We start from the raw sequence: 20,198 nt of genomic DNA on the forward strand, positions 1-20,198 counted from the left end.
GAGGCCGCGAGGCCTCCTCCTACTCGATTCGGCTGTCGATTACTCGACCGTCAGGATACGCATGTTATTGGTACTACCAATGGTATCCATCACATCACCCTGGGTGACGATCACCAGATCGCCGCTTGTCAGGAAGCCTTTCTCTTTTAGTGTTTCAACCGCGTGTTTTGCCGCTTCAAGGCCAGCATCGCTGTCACGGTTGAAGTAAACCGGGGTTACACCGCGGTATAGCGCCGCACGGTTTAGTGTATTTTCGTTGCGAGACATCGCAAAGATAGGCTTGCCAGATGAAATACGAGACATCATCAGCGGTGTACGGCCTGACTCAGTCATTGCGATCATCGCCTTGACGCCTTCCATGTGGTTTGCCGCATACATGGTTGACATTGCAATCGTTTCTTCCGCCGACTCGAAAGTACGGGCTAGACGGTGGTTAGATACGTTGATGCTCGGCTCTTTTTCCGCGCCCATACAAACGCCAGCCATTGCGGTAACCGTCTCAACTGGGTAGCTACCCGCAGCCGTTTCAGCAGATAGCATTACCGCATCGGTACCATCAAGCACGGCGTTGGCCACGTCCATGACTTCAGCACGGGTTGGCATTGGGCTGGTGATCATGGTTTCCATCATCTGGGTTGCCGTGATCACGGTGCGGTTCAGGCTACGTGCACGACGGATCAGTTTCTTCTGCACACCAACTAGCTCTGGGTCACCGATTTCAACCCCTAGGTCACCACGGGCTACCATTACCGCGTCAGAAGCCATGATGATGTCATCCATCGCTTCAGTGGTTGCAACGGCTTCAGCACGCTCAACTTTTGCCACTAGTTTAGCTTCTAGGCCGGCTTCCATCGCAAGGCGGCGAGCATATTTCATGTCCTCGCCGTTGCGTGGGAAAGAAACCGCTAGGTAGTCAACGCCCATTTGCGCAGCGGTGATGATGTCAGCTTTGTCTTTGTCAGTCAGCGCTTCAGCTGAAAGGCCACCGCCTTTCTTGTTGATACCCTTGTTGTTTGACAGTGGACCACCAACAGTAACTTCGGTGTGCACCTTGTTACCTTCAACAGAGGTCACTTTTAGCTGAACACGGCCGTCGTCAAGTAGCAGGATGTCACCTGTCTCAACGTCTTTTGGTAGTTCTTTGTAGTCAAGACCAACAGCTTGCTGATCGCCTTCACCTTTTGCTAGGTCGCTGTCTAGGGTGAACTTGTCGCCGATCGCTAATTGAATCTTGCCGTCTTTGAAAGTAGACACACGGATTTTCGGGCCTTGGAGATCGCCTAGGATAGCGACGTGCTTACCTAGCTTCGCGGCGATTTCACGTACAGTCTTGGTGCGTTGGATGTGATCCTCTGGGCTGCCGTGCGAGAAATTCATTCGCACAACGTTTGCACCGGCAGCGATAATCTTCTCAAGATTGTTGTCGCGGTCGGTAGCAGGACCCAAAGTAGTAACGATTTTAGTACGTCTTAGCCTTTCAGACATCGGAAACTCCATCTGTATCATTGGTTACCAACGAAACGATTGCTTGTGGAAATCTGCTTCATTGAGTTGCATGAAATTTTACAACATATAAAGGAAGAAAGAAGCTGTTCTTTATCAACAAACTGTAAGAAAAAAACATATTGTCGGACTAGTTATGCATAATTTTTCATCATGCTTTGGAGTTGTTGCGGAAATATTTATAGGCAACATCATGCGTACTTGCAGAGGATTGCTCTCTTGGTTGGGGTAAGTGTAGTTGATGGACAAGGCTTCTGAGCGACAAATCAAGCGGGCGGAAAGACAAAAGGCACAGCCGAAGCCATGCCTTTGTAGATCAGGTAACGAAGCATACCCAGGGAATATCTAATAAGGTTAGATGATCCCTTCTTTCGTGAAGCGGGAGTCTTTTAGAGAGTCTTTAACCCGTTTTAGGTTCTCGCGGAAACCTGCACCACGGCGTAGGGTAAAGCCAGTCGCCAGCACATCAATGACGGTCATCTGGACTACACGGCTTGCCATCGGCATGTAGACATCGGTATCTTCCGGTACATCCAGACAGATAGAAATAGAACATTCACGATCAAGCGGCGAGTCCTTGGCTGTGATACCAATAACCGTTGCACCGTTTTCCCGGGCCATACGGGCGACTTCGACCAGGCTCTTGGTGCGGCCGGTATGAGAGATCACCACCACCACATCACCATCGCTGCAATTGATCACACTCATGCGCTGCATCACAATGTCATCGAAGCAAACAATCGGGATATTGAAGCGGAAGAATTTATTCTGGGCATCGTGAGCGACAGACGCTGACGCGCCTAGACCGAAGAAGGAAATCTTCTTGGCTTGGGTCAATAGGTCAACAGCACGGTTCACTTGCATTGGGTCGAGGCTGTTCTTCGCCACGTCCAGGCATGCCATGGTGGATTCGAAGATTTTCGAGGTATAGGCATCTGGGCCGTCATCTTCTTCTACATTACGGTTCACATAAGGGGTACCGTTGGCTAGGCTCTGGGCAAGGTGCAGTTTAAAATCTGGAAAGCCTTTGGTATCTAAGCGGCGGCAGAAGCGGTTAACGGTAGGCTCACTGACATCCGCCATCTTTGCCAGAGTAGCGATGCTTGAGTGTATGGCTGTCTGTGGCGATGCGAGGATAACTTCAGCGACTTTGCGCTCTGACTTACTGAAGTTATCAAGATTCTTTTGAATTTTCTCTAGGGTATTCATGGCGGTTACCGCTCGTTACTGAATTTCGTTACTGGCTTACTTATCGTATAAAGTGTTTAAAGCCATTTTGATGAAACTATACTACTTTTCATGGATCTGCTCCTAGTAAATCCATGAATATCTCTTTCTCTTTTTATTATAGTTTGACAGGGATCGAATTTTTTCTTTCAGAACTGAAAAGTTTTTTACTCAAAATTACGGTTTGGAGGGCCTATATCGTGTTTTTCTGTAGCTAATTTTCAGTGTCTGGGAATTAATTTACAGGTTGAAATAAATCTGGATGCGGATTTGTGCAGCGAAGTGAAAATGGCTTTCAGGTGGCAGGAATGAATGGAGACGTTATGAAACAGGGCGAAATTAGCAAGGTCAGCATATGTGGTTGCGGGTGGCTCGGTTTGCCCTTGGCCAAGCACTTAGTTCAGCAGGGGATGGAAACATGGGGGAGCAAACAGACAGCAGAGCAAGCTTTGGAGTTGGCTGAGTACGGAATTCACGGTGTGGCCCTCTCGCTTCCCCTGTCATTGGAGCAGCCTGTCCTTCCTTCGCCGCTCGCGTCATTTCTTGATACCGATTTGCTGGTCATCAATGTTCCGCCCGGTCGTTACGCTGGGGCCGTTGAGGAGTGGGGTGTTATAGTGAAGCGGTTGTCCGCGACGGCAAAGCAGGCAGGCTGCCGCAAGGTCATCTTTATAAGCACCACGGCCGTTTACGGCGACTGTAAGGGGACGATTGATGAATGGACAGATCCTCGCTCCAATACGCTGTCGGGAAAAGCCCATCTAGCAATCGAACAATATTTGAGAGCGGAATGGGGCGATGAGGTGGTGATACTCCGTCTGGCCGGGTTGATTGGTCCAAACCGGCATCCGGTTCGGTATCTATCGGGCCGTCAGGGGATCGAAAACGGTAAAGATAAAGTGAACCTCATTCATCAGGAGGACTGTATCGCTGCCATTTCACAGATTGTTGCCCGCTGGCCCCACTATCCGATCATGCATTTAGCTGCACCGCAGCACCCAAGCCGAGAAGCCTATTACCGGCAAATGGCCCAAATGGCGGGTTTACCGCTGCCGGAGTTTGCTGATTCGGTGGAGCGTAACAGTAAGGTCATTGATGCGGCCAAAACGTGCGGTTGGCTGTCGCTGTGTATACGCCATGCAGATCTACTCTCAGAAAAGCCTGAAATATAGCGGAGATATCCGCCTTTCGGGTGCTTAATGAAGTGGGGCGTTCATCTGTTTCATTAATAGTCAGAGCTGTATGTTTTTTTGGGCTTGGTGTTATTTATTGTCCGTAGTTATATGTTTGTAAATAAAAAAAAGCCCACTGAAAGTCAGTGGGCGAAAGCTCTATATACAATTAGGAGTTAAGCAGCAGTGGCATTACAAATTAAATAAGGGGGATGTTACCCGTTGATTTACATGAACCGGCTCATCAACCACATCTTTAATCTGAATCATGTATAGTCAGACTGATAGGTTTTCGAATAGTTCAAAAAAAATATTCTTTTGACAAAAAAAAGCCCACTGAAAGTCAGTGGGCGAAAGCTCTATATACACAATTAGGAGTTTAGCAGCAGTGGCATCATAAATTAAAGCAGCGGAATGAGTAGGAAATTAATCTGCTTACCGCGGCTTTAATGTGAATGTCACTATATATGACTGGCCCAAATTCAAATGGTTCAAAAAATTATTCTTTTTTTTTGAAAAAAGAATTGCGGTTGGAAAATGGGCTATCAAAGTTAGGCGGTGCTTAAGCGGAAATATGGTTGGGCCAAAGAGCGATAAGAGGCCTCATGGGAGCGGTTACCGACAAAAAAAAGCCCACTTCAATTGAGTGGGCAACACATCATAAAACAATTAGGAGTTTAGCAGCAGTGGCATTGTGGGATTAAAGAGTAAATGCAAGTTGCGGCCAGCAATTTGTGAAAAGTCTTTAATCTGAATGTCACTATATATGACTGGCTATTTTCAAGATGGTTCAAGAAAAATGAAAAAAAAGTACTTTTTTTCTAACTGTTTGATTTTAAGCTTTAGTAAAGGAAAGTGGATTAAGCGGGAAATAAAGAAAACCCGTCTCCAGTGGCGGGGACGGGTTTCGAAGAATGTCTTCTAAGAAAAAGCAGTGGCAATAGTTATGACCCACAGATGTCGACTTTGTTCCAATTTTTTTTCACTTTCTCAGATTTTTTTTGTTTGGTTAAATCTCAAGCCGTTTTCACGAGACAGGATTGAGACGTTTTTCACCCGGTTGGAGTTACGAGAGCTGCGAAGGAAAGATTGATCATCTTCACGACTTTTATATTAAACAGCGAAAATATCAATATGTTACAACATGGGGTATATTTGTGACTTGTTAAAAATGTTTCTTGAATGTAAAGTTTAAACAAGTGTTTAATACGGGTGAATGAATATGGCTGGAAAGGGAGAAACCAAGGCACGTATCCTGGATGCTGCCGAGCTACTCTTTGCCGAACACGGCTTCAAAGACACATCACTGCGCACCATCACCAGCAAAGCTGGGGTGAACTTGGCGTCCGTCAATTATCACTATGGCGACAAGAAAACCTTGGTCAGGGCAGTGCTTGGTCGCTATCTCGAGGCATTCATGCCCTCCCTACAATCAGAACTGGAAGTGCTGCTGACGCGCGACGATTTTTCCATGGAAGATGTCTTTCGCTGTCTTAAAGATCCGCTGTTATCACTTAATGAATACCGTGCCAACGGGGCAACCGTGTTCATGTCGCTGATTGGTAGGGGGTATACTGATGTTCAGGGGCATTTGCGTTGGTTCATCATGACTCGCTATGAGCAAGTATTAACTCTATTTACCACCGCGGTATGCCGTGCCAATCCATCTTTAGATCCTGAAACCTTATTTTGGCGCTTGCATTTCACGCTTGGGGCATCGGTTTTCACCATGGCCTCGTCTACCGCGCTGTGTGAGATTGCGGCGAATGACTTCTCCCGCCAGGTTAAACCTGAAGATTTGATCGAACGTTTGGTGCCTTATTTGGCAGCGGGCGTTGCTGCACCGATAGAACAATCGCTTTCGCTAATTAGCGAACAGTCAACAGGAACAAGATAGATATACCCAAAAAACCAATAACGATAAAAGTGACAAAAGGACCTGAAACATGAGTACGTTAACCAAGCTAAGAAAACGCTATCTCAGTGATCCCGCATTCAAAATGTTCAAGAAAGTGCTGCCGCCACTTTCCGACACCGAGCGAGAGGCCATGGAGGCCGGCAGTGTTTGGTGGGATGGTGAATTGTTCGGCGGGAATCCTAACTGGAATACCCTGCTGACCTACCCGCAGCCCATATTGAGTGATGAGGAGCAGGCGTTCATCGACAACAAGCTAGAACCGCTGTTGGATATGCTGAACGACTATCAGATTGTCCAGGAAGATAAAGATCTGCCGCCGGAGGTGTGGGAGTATCTGCGCAAAGAGAAATTCTTCTCGCTGATTATCGGTAAAGAGTATGGCGGTTTGGACTTTTCCGCCCACGCCAACTCAACCATCGTTACCCGGATTGCCACCAAGAGTCTGAGTGCCGCGGTATCGGTCATGGTGCCAAACTCGCTGGGTCCGGGTGAGCTTCTGACTCACTATGGTACCCAGGAGCAGAAAGATTATTGGTTGCCGCGCTTGGCCCACGGTGAAGATATTCCTTGTTTCGCCCTTACCGGCCCTGAGGCGGGGTCGGATGCCGGTGGTATCCCTGATTTGGGCGTGGTGTGCTACGACGAGTACCAAGGCGAGCAAGTGCTGGGGATCCGCGTGAGCTGGAACAAGCGCTATATCACCCTGGCACCGGTAGCCACCGTGCTGGGGTTGGCCTTCAAGCTGCATGATCCTGATGGTTTGATTGGCGACAAGAAAGAGCTCGGCATTACTTGTGCCTTGATCCCGGCAGATCACCCGGGCGTTGAAATTGGTGAGCGCCATGATCCGCTGAACCTTGCCTTCATGAACGGCCCGACCCGCGGTAACGATGTCTTTATCCCGATGGATTGGGTGATTGGTGGTCAGGATTATGTCGGCCGTGGCTGGCGTATGCTGGTGGAATGTTTGTCGGCAGGCCGTGGTATTTCTCTTCCGGCGCTGGGGACTGCTGTTGGTCATTTAACGGCAAGAACCACAGGCGCTTATGCCTATGTCCGCAAGCAGTTCGGGATGTCTATCGGTAACTTCGAAGGTGTTGCGCAGGCGATGGGGCGTATTGGTGGTTTCACTTATATGTTAGAAGCATCACGAACTCTGACGACGACGTCTCTTGATATGGATGAAACTCCGGGGATCGTCACGGCCATTGCCAAATACCACATGACGGAAATGGCCCGCACCATCCTCAATGATGCGATGGATGTCCACGCCGGGCGCGCGATTCAGCTCGGGCCAATGAACTATATCGGCCACCATTATTTCGGCATGCCGGTCGCCATTACGGTAGAAGGGGCGAATATCCTAACCCGTAATCTGATGATCTTCGGTCAGGGGGCCACGCGTTGCCACCCGTACGTGCTCAGCGAGATGGAGGCGGCGGCAAACCCAGACAGTCGCGAAGGGGCGAAAGCGTTCGATAAGTTGCTGGCTAGCCACATCAGCTTTGCGGTGGGGAATGTGAGCAAATCCTTGCTTAATGCGTTCAGTGGCTCGTACTTCAACAGCTCGCCGGTCAGTGGAGAAACGGCTAAGTACTACAAGCAGTTGTCTCGTATGAGTCGTGCGTTGGCTGTGGCCGCTGACTTCGCGATGCTGAGTCTTGGCGGTGAGCTCAAGCGGCGTGAAATGGTTTCTGCCCGCTTGGGCGATATACTAAGCCATTTGTACCTGGCTTCTGCGGTGCTCAAACGTTACGAGGACGAAGGTCGCCAGCAGCAAGACCTGCCATTTGTCCACTACGGTTTGCAACATTGTTTGCACCAGTGCGGGGTTGCGTTCGATGAAGTACTAGCCAACTTCCCACGCAAGGGAGTCGGTCGTTTGCTGCGGACCTTGTTGTTCCCGTTAGGTATTCACTATGCTGCACCGAAAGACGAGGTGGCAGTGAAGATTGCCGAACTTCTGATGCGTCCGGGCAAGCAGCGTGATCGGCTGACTCACCTCTGCTATGTCGGTAAACAAGAGGACGATCCGGTTGGATTGATGGAACGCGCGTTCATTGCCATGTACGGAGTGAAAGATCTCGAGCGTAAAATTGCCAAGGCGGTCAAAGCGGGTACGATCCCACGCAAGGTTTCTTTAACAGAAAAGCTACAAATTGCTCTTGATGCGGGGATCGTCACAGATGCAGACGTGAAAAAAATGCAAAATGCCGATCAGTTAAGACAGAGGGCGATTCAGGTGGATCACTTCTCTGCTGCCCACTTCAAAAAAGGCGGCTTGCAACCGGGGAAAGCAGCCTAAGGCTCATGCCTTGTGAACAATAAACCTGGTGTCTCCCATGTGCCACGCCATTGCGTGGCACTTTTTTTGGTCTATTTCTGTGATTTTCCGCGCGGAACACCTCCAACCACTGCCGAATTTAGCGTTTTCGCTCATAAATTTAATGCGAATTTGTCATTTACCTTTTATCCTACTGTCAATTGTGTAAGGGAAGTTGAAAATGATCATCAAACCTAGAATTCGTGGATTTATTTGTACTACGACTCATCCAGTGGGTTGTGAGGAAAACGTCAAAGAGCAGATTGCATACACTAAGGCGCAGGGCCCTATTGCCAATGCCCCTAAGCGTGTACTGGTTGTTGGTTCATCAAGCGGTTACGGTCTGTCTTCGCGTATTGCTGCTGCATTCGGTGGCGGTGCTGCAACAATTGGTGTGTTCTTCGAAAAGCCGGGTACTGAAAAGAAACCGGGTACAGCAGGCTGGTACAACTCTGCCGCATTCGACAAGTTTGCTAAAGAAGAAGGCCTGTACTCCAAGAGCTTGAATGGTGATGCTTTCTCTCACGAAGCAAAACAGAAAGTGATTGATCTGATCAAAGAAGATTTGGGTCAGGTTGATATGGTGGTTTACTCACTGGCTTCTCCAGTTCGCAAAATGCCAGATACCGGTGAGGTAGTCCGTTCTACCCTGAAACCTATGGGTGAAACCTACACCGCAACTGCTGTTGATACCAATAAAGATGTGCTGATCGAAGCGAGTATTGAGCCTGCGACTGAGCAAGAAGTGGCTGATACTGTCACCGTTATGGGTGGTCAGGATTGGGAACTGTGGATCAATGCGCTGTCTGAAGCTGGCGTTCTGGCTGATGGCTGCAAGACCGTTGCCTACAGCTACATTGGTACCGAGATCACTTGGCCAATTTACTGGCACGGTGCGCTTGGCCAAGCGAAGATGGACCTGGACCGCGCAGCTTCTGAGCTGAACCAGAAACTGGCTGCGACCGGCGGCTCGGCGAATGTTGCAGTACTGAAGAGTGTGGTCACTCAGGCGAGCTCGGCCATTCCTGTCATGCCTCTATACATCGCAATGGTGTTCAAGAAGATGCGTGAGGAAGGGGTTCACGAAGGGTGTATGGAGCAAATCCACCGCATGTTCACCCAGCGCCTGTTCAAAGAGGACGGCAGTGCACCTGAGGTAGACAGCGAAAACCGTCTGCGTCTTGATGACTGGGAACTACGTGAAGATATCCAGAAGCACTGTCGCGACCTGTGGCCAAACGTAACCAACGAGAACCTATTCGAAGTGGCTGATTACCAGCAGTACAAAGATGAGTTCCTGAAGCTGTTCGGCTTTGGCATCGAAGCGGTCGACTACGACGCAGATGTTAACCCAGCTGTTGAGTTTGATGTTCAAGACATCTAATTGGGGCTTGAATGCCTAGCAATAAAAAACCGCCGGTTACGGCGGTTTTTTTGTGCTTGTGGTTTTTGTTAATGCTGAAGGCCGGGTTTAATGCTTCGGCAATTCAATCACAAAGGCGGCCCCTTCAATGGATGCGGTTTTGACATGGATAGTCCCTTTGTAACTCATGACGATTTCGTGGCAGACCGACAGGCCAATCCCTTGTCCAGGGTTGAGCTGATCCGCTCGGACGCCGCGTTGGAAAATCGCTTCGCGCATTTCTTCCGGTACCCCGGGGCCATCATCTTCAATGATGATGATGTAGCGATCGGGTTTCTCCTGAACAATGACCCGTACTTCGGTAATACAGAAGCGGTAGGCATTTTCCAGCAGGTTACCCAGCAACTCCATCAAATCACTGCGGTTGACCGGTAGCGTCAATTTGTCGTTGAAGAAGCAACGCAATGCGACGTTTTTCTCGTTATACACTTTACTGAGCAAGCGGCTGAAGCTGTCCGTCAGTGGCTTTAGCTCGGTTTTGTCTTTCTGCAGCCCCTGCTGGCCCATCATGGCACGTTTCAGCTGGTACTGGACAAGTTCGTCCATTTGGCTGATCTGCTCCATCACCCGCTGGTTCAACTCGAAGCGCGGGATATCCTTGTCATCAAGCAGCGCGTTGGTTGCAGCTAAGCGTGTTTTTAGGCTATGTGCCAAGTCATCCATCGCATGGCGATAACGGCCTTTCTGCGCGTTGCTGATTTCAATCAAGCGGTTGAGTGCCAAGGTCACATCTTGCAGCTCCATGGGGAAATCATCATCAAGCTTGTCGCGCTTTGAATCGGTCATCTGATCCAGTTGCGATGCCATCTTGCGCAGTGGCTGGAAACTCCAGTGGAATGCGGCAATCAAGAATGCAATTGCGATAAGGACAAACAAGCCGAGGTAGAAAGTGGTCCGTTTGTGCAGCTGATTGAGCGATGACACATAGGAATCCCCCGAGCGGAGTACCACCAACTGGTAGACACTTCCTCCTTCCCGTTCCTGGCTCATGTTATAGGCGATATAATTCTCACCCTCCTTGGTCTCAACCAGGGTAGGCACAGGAATACTGTCGGGGAGCTCGCTGCAGATGTTGCCAATATTGGCTTCTTTGGCCTCCTCGGAAAGCCAAATGGTATGGTCGGTTTTGTCACAGACCACCGACATATAGTCAGTATCAGACGGGTCGACCGAGTCTATCCATTTGTCGACATCTTTGATCAGGCCGGCACGGTTGAGCTGGGCAACGACCATCGGCATTTGGGCGACCAGTTCGGAAGAGTACGCGGCCATATAGCTTTGGCTATAAAGCTGGTTAATCACCCCAGCCAGTGCTGAGGTGATCAGAACAATGATCGCGACGGAAGTGACAAGAACTCGGCGGCGAAGCCGCGGTTGGATAATTCTCTTCATTACTGGGCTTGAAGTTCGAAAATATAGCCTTGACCGCGGATGGTGGAAATTGGGTTTTCCTGGCCGTTATTGGTGAACTTCTTGCGCAGGCGGCTGATCATCACTTCGATAGTGTTCGGATCGCCTTCCTGATCTTCGTACAGCACATCCAGTAGACGCTGCTTAGAGACGACCTGGCGGCTGTGGCGCATCAGGTATTCCAGCAAGTCGTACTCAAACGCGGTAAGCTCAAGCAGGTTATCCTGAATAAACACTTGCTTGGCCAGCAGATCGACGCGAATGTCTCCGGCCGTCATCTCGGGTTTGACAAAGCCAGCACTGCGGCGGACCAGTGCACTGAGTCGTGCCACCATTTCTTCTTTCTGGAACGGCTTGACCAGATAGTCATCGGCCCCCGCCTCAAGTCCGGTGACCTTGTCTTGCCAGTTAGAACGGGCTGTCAGAATTAGGATCGGCAAGCGCAGGCCTTTCTCGCGCATATCTTTGATCAGGCTGATACCATCGCGATCAGGCAGGCCGATATCGACAATAGCCACATCGTTAGGGTAATCCTGGGCAAAGAATAGGCCTTCTTCTGCTGTGCCCGCGCACTGAACCTGGTGGCCCATCTCGCTGAGTTGGGATTTCAGGTGGTGACTGAGGATCGGATCGTCTTCAACAATAAGGATACGCATAGTTTTGATTACCAATAGTTTTTCTACCTATTCAGCCAATATACTGAATAGCGTGTGAAGTGGCGAATATTTCCTAGCAATTTGTGGTGCTAATCAGGGATATACGGTGAATTTTAACTCTTTATAGCTTAGATGAAATGGACTGAATCTGTGCTGACTCGATAGCGCCATGTTAAGCAAAAAAATGCCCCCTGGGGTAGGGGGCATGGAACTCGAGTGATTGAGGTTGGCTGGTGTCAGCTGAGGATCACGAATAGGGTACCGGCAATTGTCAGCAGCACGTTGGCGATGGCATAGGTACCCGCATAGCCCAGGGCCGGGATCGTACTGCGGGCATGCTCGTTGATCATATCCATCGCCGGGGCGCAAGTACGCGCCCCAATGATGGCGCCAAACAGCAGGGCACGGTTCATCTTCAGGACGTAGGCTCCGAACAGGTAGGCCAGCACCACAGGGATCACGCTCACCATCAAACTTGCCGAGAACACGGCCAGGCCGACTTGCGACAGCGAGTCAAACAAGTTGGAGCCGGCACTTAAGCCGATACCGACCATAAAGACCATCAGACCGAGATCCTTGGTCATGTTCAGCGCTCCTTGTGGCACGTAGCCGAAGGTCGGGTGGTTGGCCCGCAGGAAACCCAGGGTAATGCCTGCCACCAACAAACCGGCCGCGCTACCCAGGCCGAAGGCAATCTGGCCGAAGGTCATGGTGATCGTACCGACTAGTAAGCCAATGATGAAGAAGCAGCAGAACGCCAGCAGGTCGGCAATCTGGCTGTGGACCGAGATGAAACCGATCCGCTCAGCCAGTCCCATGACGCGGCTTTTCTCACCACTGACCTGCAGGATATCCCCTTTGCTTAGTAGGATGTTGTGATCCATCGGCATTTCAATCTGGGCGCGGACGACGCGGTTGAGGAAACAGCCGTATTCTGACAGGTTCAGCTCGGATAGGCGTTTGCCGGCGATGTTGTCGTTCTTCACCACGATCTCTTCTTCAACAATACGCAAGTCCAGCAGATCGCGATCGAAGACTTCTTTACCGTTGCGGAAACTTGGGTCCAGACGGGCGTGGCTGTCTGGGTAGCCCACCAAGGCAATCTCATCCCCTTCCTGCAAGATGGCATCACCATCGGGGTTGGCCAAAATACCGTTTCGGCGAATGCGTTCAATATAGCAGCCAGTTTGGCGGTAAATACCCAGTTCACGCAGGTTGCGGCCATCAATCCAGTTGATAAGCTCTGGACCAACCCGGTAGGCGCGGATGATTGGTAGGTATACCTTGCGCTGGGAGCTTTCACCGATGCCGCGTTCGCGGGCGATTTGCTGTGACGATTCGGCAAGGTTCTGTTTCTGCAACTTAGGCATCAGCTTGGCCAATACAATGACACTCACCAGGCCAATGAGGTAAGACATGGCATAGCCGACACTGATGCTGTCGATGATCTGCTGAATGCTATCAGGATCGCTAATGCTGGATAAACCACTCACCAAGGCATCTTTTGCCCCTACCAATACCGGTGTTGCGGTCAGTGAGCCGGCCATGAGGCCGGTACTCAGCCCGAGCCCGAGACCGAGGTAGTTACTCATGGTGACCGTAATGAAAATTGCTGACAGGATCACAACCAGTGCCAACAGCAAATAGTGTTTACCATCGCGGAAGAAGATCCCGAAGAAGTTAGGCCCGGCCTCAATGCCGACACAGAAAATAAACAGCATAAAGCCGATGTTCAGTGCCTCGGCATCAAAGGTAAAGCCAGCGTTTCCAAACAGGAGGGCAGTAATGAGAACCCCAATGGAGTTTCCCAGTTGCATATTGGCTATGCGAATTTTACCGGCCGAAAGGCCAACAGCGAGTACAACAAAGAGCAACAGAATATCATTCTGATGAAGGAGGGCGGCGACATCGATATTCACAACAGTTTTTTTCCGCGACGAGAGACCAGCAACAAAGTGGTGAAATTCTAGCTGATTTTATGTTTATGGCATACCGAAAATGATCGTTATTCATAGAAAATTTTCGAATTGATTTGCTGGGAAATAAACCAGAAGGCAATAAAAAAGGCTGATATTTCAGCCTTTTTAAGAAAATGTTACTAAACTTGTTGCTCAGCGCTTACTGGAACAGGCCTAGGTTTTCTTTTGCGTATGCTTCGAAGTCTGTGCAGCCGCCGATGTGCTCTTGGTCGATGAAGATCTGAGGCACAGTCTCTACTGGTTTACCCACTGTCTTTTCCAGGTCAGCTTTGCTGATGCCTTCTGCGTGGATATCTACATAACGGTAGTTAAAATCTTCGCGCTCTTCTTTTAGTTTGTCAGCAAGATCTTTTGCACGGACACAGAATGGGCAACCTGGGCGGCCAAAAATAACAACGAACATAACGTCTCTCCTTAAATTTGATGGGTTTACTATAACGTGACTGGCTGGGATGAGAAAGAGGGTTTTATCACTTGCAGCAATAGACAAAACCGATTGAAGGGAAATGAAGGCCAATAATGGCGAAGCAGACCTTATCAAGCTAAGTGTGACTGCTCGCAGGTTATTGTGACGCCAGTTTTATTCACTGGTGAAAAGTTGCTCAGAATCAAAAACAGGAATCAGCATCGGGGCACACTCGATAATAATTATTTTAAAAGACGGAATGGAGTGCCTATGTTTCAGTTTATGACGGCCACTCGGATAATCTTCGGGGAAGGCGCACTGAGTAATTCGTTGTCGACATTAAACCAGTTCGGCTACAGCGTGCTGCTGGTGACAGGCCGGGATAGTTCCCGGGCCCAGCCATTGATCAGTTACTTCAAGCAGCAGGGAATGCGCTATCAGCAAGTGGCCATTCACGACGAGCCGCTCATTGCGATGGTGGAGGAGATGGCTGCGATGGGGCGGAAATTCCGCCCTGACATGGTACTGGCCATCGGTGGGGGCAGTGTGCTCGATGCGGGTAAGGCGCTGTCCGCTCTGATCCCTAATCAAGGCAGTGTATACGACTATGTCGAGGTCGTAGGGCGCAATGTGCCGTTGCAAGCCAAACCGATCCCTTTTATTGCCGTTCCTACTACAGCGGGGACTGGCTCGGAGGTTAGCAAGAGTGCAGTACTGCGCTCGGCACAAGAAAATGTCAAAGTCGGGCTGCGGAGCCCCGATATGCTGCCGGATCTGGCCATTGTCGACCCGACCCTTACCTACGGTATGGATCCCGTCATGTCCGGATGCTGCGGTATGGATGCCTTTACCCACCTGATGGAGTCGTATGTCTGCGGTGAACCCAATCCGTTGACCGACATGGTTTGTGAAGAAGGCCTGAGGCGCTTGTCCGGGGCCATTCTTGCCGCGTGCGAGGACGATGACCCACGGGCCCGCTCCGATATGGCCTTTGCCGCTATGCTGGGGGGGATGGCGCTGGCTAATGCCAAGCTTGGTGCTGCTCATGGCCTCGCGTCTTCTCTTGGTGGCCGGCTTCAGGCTCCCCACGGGCTAATTACCGCTCAGCTAGCCCCTTACGTGATGCAGGAAAATGTTTTGGCTGCGCGGGAGGCGGGGAGGGCCGATGTGCTCAACCGTTATCGTCAGTTAGCGTGTATTTTGACGGGCCGGATGAATGCCGAAATTATCGATGGTATCGCTTGGACCAAGCGGACATTGAAGCGACTGAGCCTGCCGCCGCTTACAGACTATGGGTTCTGCAATGTGATGTTTGATGAAGTGGCGGAAGATGCCTTGCTATCGAACTCGATCAAGGGAAACCCGCTGCCGCTGAATAAGGATCGGCTGCTGAGCATCCTCGAGCAAATATGCCAAGGTCAGGTTGCCAGTTCTACCTCAGAGGATGGCATGTACAGCCCGGAAAGTTAGCGGACGGGCAATATTTCTCGATGCCATATAACAGTGGGTCAACCCGGACGCCTGTGCTAGAGTGACTTATACCCAAGCTACCTCAAGAGGCAGGTTCAGCGAGAATTTATAAGCTTATAGACAAGGCATTGTTTTGAAGATCTAGTGGCTCTAAATCAAGAAACAATAACGCCGTATATGAGCTTAGAAAACTCGCCCTTCGGGAGGGTGTCAGCCCATTCACTCCTTCGTTGAAGATTTTTGAAAGGGAATGCCATTCCTGCAAATCTTCGCCTTGTATTGAATGCGCTGACAACCCTCTGAATCCTGCACCTTGAGGTAACTTGGGTATATTTAGGCTCACTGTTATAGGGAAATGTATGAACCAGACGATTGATACCATTTTGCACCATCGCTCAATTCGTAAGTTTACCGCTGAGCCGATAAGTGAAAATTTGCGCACTACTATTCTGGACTGTGCCATTGCGGCGTCATCGTCAAGTTTTATCCAGTGTGTCAGTATTATTCGGGTTACCGATTGCGAGAAGCGGTTGCTATTGGCCGAGTATGCCGGCGGGCAGGAGTACGTTGCCAGTGCCGCGGAGTTTTTTGTATTTTGTGCTGATTACAATCGCCATCAACAAATTTATCCTGACGCAAAGCTGGGATTTACTGAGCAGACTTTGATCGGTGCTGTTGACGCAGCGTTAATGGCACAAAATGCCTTGCTGGCGGCTGAGTCCCTGGGGCTGGGTGGGGTATATATCGGTGGTTTGAGGAACAACCCCGACAAAGTCGCAGCCTTGCTGTCGTTGCCTTTGCATGTGCTGCCGTTATTTGGTCTCTGCCTCGGCTATCCAGCACAGTCGCCCGAGGCAAAGCCCCGTCTCCCGCGTTCTGCGGTGGTTCATGAAAACAACTATACCCCACTAGATATGGATACGCTGGCTCGCTATGACCAGCATGTACGGCAATACTACTTGAACCGTACCGGGGGAAATAAAGATATGTCCTGGAGTGAGCAAATTTCTGGCACCTTGAATAAAGAAGCGCGGCCATTTATGAAAAAATTTATCGAAGGGCAAGGTTTCAGCTTGAAATAACGGAAGGTGGCAGCAAAACTTCATTATGGAACGGACGCTTTCTGACTTAAACTGACGATAAAAAGGGCGAAAAAATAGACCTTTTGTCAAGTTTTGTTCAAAATACGGCAAAAGTTACCGATGAACTTTTTATAAAACTGTGAGTCAGATAGAATATCGATAGACAAGACAATAATAATCGGCCTGAAAATATCCCCTCTGGCCGGAAAGAGAATCGGAACATATATATGAAGTATGTTGGGAAAGTTGCCAGTATGGTTGTATTGGCGACTTTGCTCGCGGGTTGTGCCGGCACACCAGACAGTAACAACGAATTATCCACAGAAGTGAATGTTGAGAGCGTACTTCATTCTGCCAATAAAGTTCATCGCCATTGGCGCAACACCCTCGTCGATGCCGAGGGTTTAAAGCTCTATGCGCCCGATAAATATGCCACCATGATGGAGAGCTGGCAGCGTGCTGATAATCTTTTCAAAGACATTCAGTCGACGCCGGATCTCGCCACGCAAAGTTATTCGCTTTTCTCTTCGGTGACCTACCTCGATCGTTTTTACAATGATATCGAGGTGGTCGAGAGCAACCATGCGGAATTGATGGGGCTAAAGAAAATTGCTGATAAGGTCCTGGAACCTGCCATGACCCAGTTGGCCTACCTCAACTCGATTGATGCCAATGCTCACTACCGCAGTGAATTTGTTCGGCTCAACCGCTTTTATAGCAACTTGTTCGCGTTTGTGGCCCGCGGCGATCTCAACCGGGCCCGCGAAGAGCAGACCGAATTCCTTTCCCGCGCGCACAGTTTGGAAGTGAGGGTGATCAAGCGTATTTATATCACCCCGCAGGAAGAAGCCCTGCGCCAGTTACGCCGTGAAGACGTGCGCTATTATGCGCCGCTCAGCTATACCAAGGTTGAGGAGGAAATCAAGGCTGGTAAGACTTTGATAGATAATTCTCCCCGGGCCTTTGATGCGATTAACCAAGTGGTGTCAGCCATAGAGTTTGAGCTTGCCCACGCGGCGCATATTGCCGAAGAGGTGAAATACCTGCGTGACCGTAACCGTGATGAATACGAAAGCTATATTCTTACCATTGAAGCGAAGTTGCTCAGCATCTCCCAGGCGCTGAATGATTCAGATTTGCGTGACCAGCCATTGGCTGAGCAGGCCAAGCAATTAAGCTCGCAGGTGGCAGGTACGCGTCAGCAGCTTCAGTTGGCCAGTCGCCAGGCCCAGCCTACCCAGCAGCAGGTCCAGCTGGATACGCTCAAGGGGTTGCTCAAAGAGCAGAACCGCCAAATCGCTAAACTCCAAGCACAGCTGTTGAGGATGGCTTCGGCACCTGAAGCGCAGATCCCTACGGAAGAACAGCAGGCCGGTGAGACGCCGTTACCCAATATCATCGAAGACATGCCGGCCCAGCAGGAGCTAGCCGCCGATGAAGTAGAGCCGCTCAATAGCGCCGTGTCCATGGCCGGGGATGAAGCGGGGGAAGGACAGGAAATTTGATTACCGGTCTGGTTATATAAAACAATCATGAATAAAAAAGCAGCATATATGCTGCTTTTTTTACATCTGTCCCCCAGAGCTAGCCGCAAGCTGGGCCAATAAGAGTTAAAAACGACTTGTGAAAACTTATGACAATAAAGGTGGTTGGCGCCTGGGTTTAAATTGTTGTTTTGTATTGGTATTTTATTTTTTGTTATATTCTGGGGGCTTTGGTTGATTACATTTGCTAACAGTTCGCCACGTTTTGAGGATAAAATTTGCTTTACATGCGGATGCTAAATTACAACTTTTTTTGAGTTTGGTTAAGTTTTGTGCGGGTTTTGGCTTGATTTGCCTGTCAGCGTCCTTTAGAATTCGCCGCGCATTGATTGATGCATCCAAATTTTAATCTTTATCATTTTTGTTGAATTACTCCTATTTGAGGAAAACATGTCTACGAAACTAGCTAACCCAGCACCACTAGGTCTTATGGGCTTTGGTATGACTACCATCCTTCTGAACATCCACAATGCGGGCTTCTTCCCAATTGATTCGATGATCCTAGCTATGGGTATTTTTTACGGTGGCTTGAGCCAGGTTATCGTAGGCATGATGTGCTTCAAGCGTGGTGACACGTTTGGTACGACTGCATTTACATCTTACGGTCTGTTCTGGCTGACGCTTGTTGGTCTAATCGTAATGCCTTACATGGGTCTGCCTGCAAGCCCTGCAAGCTTCATGGGTTGGTACCTACTACTATGGGGTATCTTCACAGGCTTCATGTTCATTGGTTCGCTATGCTACCCTCGCGCCAAGCAGTTCGTATTCGGCTCTCTAACTGTACTGTTCTTCCTATTGGCAGCGCGTGACTTCACTGGCAGCGCACTAATCGGCACTATCGCTGGCTTCGAAGGCATCATCTGTGGTGCAAGTGCTATCTACTTTGCAATGGCACAAGTACTTAACAACGAGTACGGTCGTACCATCCTGCCTGTAGGCGAACTGAAGAAAGCCAAAGCACTTAAAGCGGCTGCTTAATTAAAGCCCATCGCTAATTGTTTACTATAACCCGCCTTAATGGCGGGTTTTTTTATTCTTGTTCAGCCAGTTCGCGGGAATGGGTATAAGCTTATTTCATCGTTTGAGCTCGTGAAAGGACAAGACAATGGCACAACGTTATGCAGCCCTGATGGGGGCGCTGGTGGCCGATGCTGCTAGTATGGGGACCCATTGGATCTATTCCCCGGAGCGTATCCGGACCCTCCAATCCCTTCCGCATTTTCCTTTTATCGAACCGGATGCCCATCATTATGAAGGGGTAGAAGGTTACTATGCCCATGACAAGCTCACGGCAGGGGAGCTGACCATCTATGGTGAATGGCTAGCCCTGTATATTCGGCTGCTCAGTGAACCCGATGTCGAGACTCATCGTTTGCAGCAGGAAATTTTGGATTACTTCGGCCCCGGCGGCGAGTTCATCGGCTATGTCGATAGTCCGACCAAAGCCTTGCTGCTGTCTCTGTTTTCCCTGTCACCAGAAGATTGGCCGGAAGACTCTGGCTGTGATGACGACCAGACCTCTGCGCTGTGTGCGGTACCGGCATTGGTGGCGCTGAAAATGCCCTCGGAAAAACTGGAAGGCGAGATAGACCGCATCGTCGGGGTGACTCACCAAAATGAACTGGCGCTGGCCTGTGCCAAGGCGTTTGCCAGTGCCCTCAACGAAGCCTTGCGCTCACGGCGCATGGAGCCGGTACTCAATGTGCTGAAGGTCAAATGCCCTGAGCCGGTGCAGGAGAAAATTGAGCAGGTACGGGTGCTCAGTGGCGATGTCAATGATTTTTCCCATGTGCTGTCGATTGCAAATAGCGCCTGTCACCTTGCCGATAGCCTACCGATGGCGGCATGGATACTGCAGAACAGTTCAAGCTATACCGAGGCGATACTCAACAATATTGCGGTAGGCGGTGATAGTTGTGGTCGCGGGATCGTGGTGGGGGCGATTGCCGGGGCATGTTATGGTTTTGGTGATACCCAGGGGATCCCTATTTCGTGGATCACTACCTTGCAGTGTGGCGAGGCGCTGGCGGAAGACATCGAGCAGCTGCTGCACAATGCGGGTGGCGCATTCTAAGCAATGGCCCT

General features: G+C 50.0%; 15 protein-coding genes. 9 read left to right on the top strand and 6 right to left on the bottom strand.

Annotated elements, in window-relative coordinates; all coding sequences use genetic code 11:
- Nucleotides 1–39: 39 nt before the first annotated feature.
- Both pyk and PTW35_RS05775 read right to left on the bottom strand, forming a co-directional pair.
- Entirely contained in the window at nucleotides 40–1,485 is a 1,446-nt protein-coding gene (pyk, locus tag PTW35_RS05770; protein ID WP_281026884.1) for a pyruvate kinase, read from the bottom strand.
- Between the two features lie 372 nt (nucleotides 1,486–1,857).
- On the bottom strand, nucleotides 1,858–2,712 hold the full coding sequence (locus tag PTW35_RS05775) for a MurR/RpiR family transcriptional regulator (RefSeq protein ID WP_281026885.1): 855 nt from the start codon (nucleotides 2,710–2,712) through the stop codon (nucleotides 1,858–1,860).
- A gap of 341 nt (nucleotides 2,713–3,053) precedes the next feature.
- Between PTW35_RS05775 and PTW35_RS05780 the strand changes: the two genes are divergently transcribed.
- From PTW35_RS05780 to fabV, 4 genes are all read left to right on the top strand, one after another.
- Nucleotides 3,054–3,902: an NAD-dependent epimerase/dehydratase family protein gene (locus PTW35_RS05780; RefSeq protein WP_281026886.1), complete on the top strand. Its 849-nt coding sequence runs from the start codon at nucleotides 3,054–3,056 to the stop codon at nucleotides 3,900–3,902.
- 1,222 nt (nucleotides 3,903–5,124) lie between these two features.
- Complete coding sequence (locus PTW35_RS05785; RefSeq protein ID WP_044624415.1) at nucleotides 5,125–5,799, top strand: TetR/AcrR family transcriptional regulator; 675 nt, start codon at nucleotides 5,125–5,127, stop codon at nucleotides 5,797–5,799.
- Nucleotides 5,800–5,848: 49 nt separating this feature from the next.
- The gene (locus PTW35_RS05790; RefSeq protein ID WP_281026887.1) at nucleotides 5,849–8,125 is read left to right on the top strand and encodes an acyl-CoA dehydrogenase; all 2,277 of its coding nucleotides are present in this window, start codon (nucleotides 5,849–5,851) and stop codon (nucleotides 8,123–8,125) included.
- A 199-nt stretch (nucleotides 8,126–8,324) separates the two neighbouring features.
- On the top strand, nucleotides 8,325–9,527 hold the full coding sequence (fabV, locus tag PTW35_RS05795; RefSeq protein ID WP_281026888.1) for an enoyl-ACP reductase FabV: 1,203 nt from the start codon (nucleotides 8,325–8,327) through the stop codon (nucleotides 9,525–9,527).
- Nucleotides 9,528–9,614: 87 nt separating this feature from the next.
- On the opposite strand, the gene PTW35_RS05800 is transcribed toward fabV, so the two are convergent.
- From PTW35_RS05800 to PTW35_RS05815, 4 genes are all read right to left on the bottom strand, one after another.
- Nucleotides 9,615–10,958, bottom strand: coding sequence for an ATP-binding protein (locus PTW35_RS05800; RefSeq protein ID WP_281026889.1), 1,344 nt, complete (start codon nucleotides 10,956–10,958; stop codon nucleotides 9,615–9,617).
- Nucleotides 10,958–11,632, bottom strand: a complete 675-nt coding sequence (locus PTW35_RS05805) for a response regulator (protein WP_039457473.1) — start codon at nucleotides 11,630–11,632, stop codon at nucleotides 10,958–10,960. The genes PTW35_RS05800 and PTW35_RS05805 overlap by 1 nt, the downstream gene beginning before the upstream one ends.
- A 236-nt stretch (nucleotides 11,633–11,868) precedes the next feature.
- Nucleotides 11,869–13,551: an aspartate:alanine antiporter gene (locus PTW35_RS05810; RefSeq protein ID WP_281026890.1), complete on the bottom strand. Its 1,683-nt coding sequence runs from the start codon at nucleotides 13,549–13,551 to the stop codon at nucleotides 11,869–11,871.
- A 199-nt stretch (nucleotides 13,552–13,750) separates the two neighbouring features.
- A complete protein-coding gene (locus PTW35_RS05815; protein WP_039457468.1) occupies nucleotides 13,751–14,014 on the bottom strand; it encodes a GrxA family glutaredoxin in 264 nt (87 codons plus the stop codon).
- A gap of 273 nt (nucleotides 14,015–14,287) precedes the next feature.
- On the opposite strand from PTW35_RS05815, the gene PTW35_RS05820 reads away from it, so the two are divergent.
- The 5 genes from PTW35_RS05820 (at nucleotide 14,288) to PTW35_RS05840 (ending at nucleotide 20,187) form a co-directional block, all read left to right on the top strand.
- Entirely contained in the window at nucleotides 14,288–15,487 is a 1,200-nt protein-coding gene (locus tag PTW35_RS05820) for an iron-containing alcohol dehydrogenase (protein WP_281026891.1), read from the top strand.
- 359 nt (nucleotides 15,488–15,846) lie between these two features.
- The gene (gene nfsA, locus PTW35_RS05825) at nucleotides 15,847–16,569 is read left to right on the top strand and encodes an oxygen-insensitive NADPH nitroreductase (protein WP_044622923.1); all 723 of its coding nucleotides are present in this window, start codon (nucleotides 15,847–15,849) and stop codon (nucleotides 16,567–16,569) included.
- Between the two features lie 227 nt (nucleotides 16,570–16,796).
- A complete protein-coding gene (locus PTW35_RS05830) occupies nucleotides 16,797–18,074 on the top strand; it encodes a hypothetical protein (RefSeq protein ID WP_281026892.1) in 1,278 nt (425 codons plus the stop codon).
- 429 nt (nucleotides 18,075–18,503) lie between these two features.
- Complete coding sequence (locus PTW35_RS05835) at nucleotides 18,504–19,091, top strand: acetate uptake transporter (protein ID WP_281026893.1); 588 nt, start codon at nucleotides 18,504–18,506, stop codon at nucleotides 19,089–19,091.
- Nucleotides 19,092–19,218: 127 nt separating this feature from the next.
- Nucleotides 19,219–20,187: an ADP-ribosylglycohydrolase family protein gene (locus PTW35_RS05840; protein WP_281026894.1), complete on the top strand. Its 969-nt coding sequence runs from the start codon at nucleotides 19,219–19,221 to the stop codon at nucleotides 20,185–20,187.
- Nucleotides 20,188–20,198 lie beyond the last annotated feature (11 nt).

The organism is Photobacterium sp. DA100, assembly GCF_029223585.1.
Taxonomy (GTDB): domain Bacteria; phylum Pseudomonadota; class Gammaproteobacteria; order Enterobacterales; family Vibrionaceae; genus Photobacterium.

What these genes read in the sequence shown, in the direction of transcription:
- PTW35_RS05815 (WP_039457468.1), bottom strand. Translation starts at nt 14,014, where the DNA reads ATGTTCGTTGTTATTTTTGGCCGCCCAGGTTGCCCATTCTGTGTCCGT.
- nfsA (WP_044622923.1), top strand. Translation starts at nt 15,847, where the DNA reads ATGAACCAGACGATTGATACCATTTTGCACCATCGCTCAATTCGTAAG.
- PTW35_RS05790 (WP_281026887.1), top strand. Translation starts at nt 5,849, where the DNA reads ATGAGTACGTTAACCAAGCTAAGAAAACGCTATCTCAGTGATCCCGCA.
- PTW35_RS05800 (WP_281026889.1), bottom strand. Translation starts at nt 10,958, where the DNA reads ATGAAGAGAATTATCCAACCGCGGCTTCGCCGCCGAGTTCTTGTCACT.
- PTW35_RS05805 (WP_039457473.1), bottom strand. Translation starts at nt 11,632, where the DNA reads ATGCGTATCCTTATTGTTGAAGACGATCCGATCCTCAGTCACCACCTG.
- PTW35_RS05775 (WP_281026885.1), bottom strand. Translation starts at nt 2,712, where the DNA reads ATGAATACCCTAGAGAAAATTCAAAAGAATCTTGATAACTTCAGTAAG.
- PTW35_RS05820 (WP_281026891.1), top strand. Translation starts at nt 14,288, where the DNA reads ATGTTTCAGTTTATGACGGCCACTCGGATAATCTTCGGGGAAGGCGCA.
- fabV (WP_281026888.1), top strand. Translation starts at nt 8,325, where the DNA reads ATGATCATCAAACCTAGAATTCGTGGATTTATTTGTACTACGACTCAT.
- PTW35_RS05780 (WP_281026886.1), top strand. Translation starts at nt 3,054, where the DNA reads ATGAAACAGGGCGAAATTAGCAAGGTCAGCATATGTGGTTGCGGGTGG.
- pyk (WP_281026884.1), bottom strand. Translation starts at nt 1,485, where the DNA reads ATGTCTGAAAGGCTAAGACGTACTAAAATCGTTACTACTTTGGGTCCT.
- PTW35_RS05785 (WP_044624415.1), top strand. Translation starts at nt 5,125, where the DNA reads ATGGCTGGAAAGGGAGAAACCAAGGCACGTATCCTGGATGCTGCCGAG.
- PTW35_RS05835 (WP_281026893.1), top strand. Translation starts at nt 18,504, where the DNA reads ATGTCTACGAAACTAGCTAACCCAGCACCACTAGGTCTTATGGGCTTT.
- PTW35_RS05830 (WP_281026892.1), top strand. Translation starts at nt 16,797, where the DNA reads ATGAAGTATGTTGGGAAAGTTGCCAGTATGGTTGTATTGGCGACTTTG.
- PTW35_RS05840 (WP_281026894.1), top strand. Translation starts at nt 19,219, where the DNA reads ATGGCACAACGTTATGCAGCCCTGATGGGGGCGCTGGTGGCCGATGCT.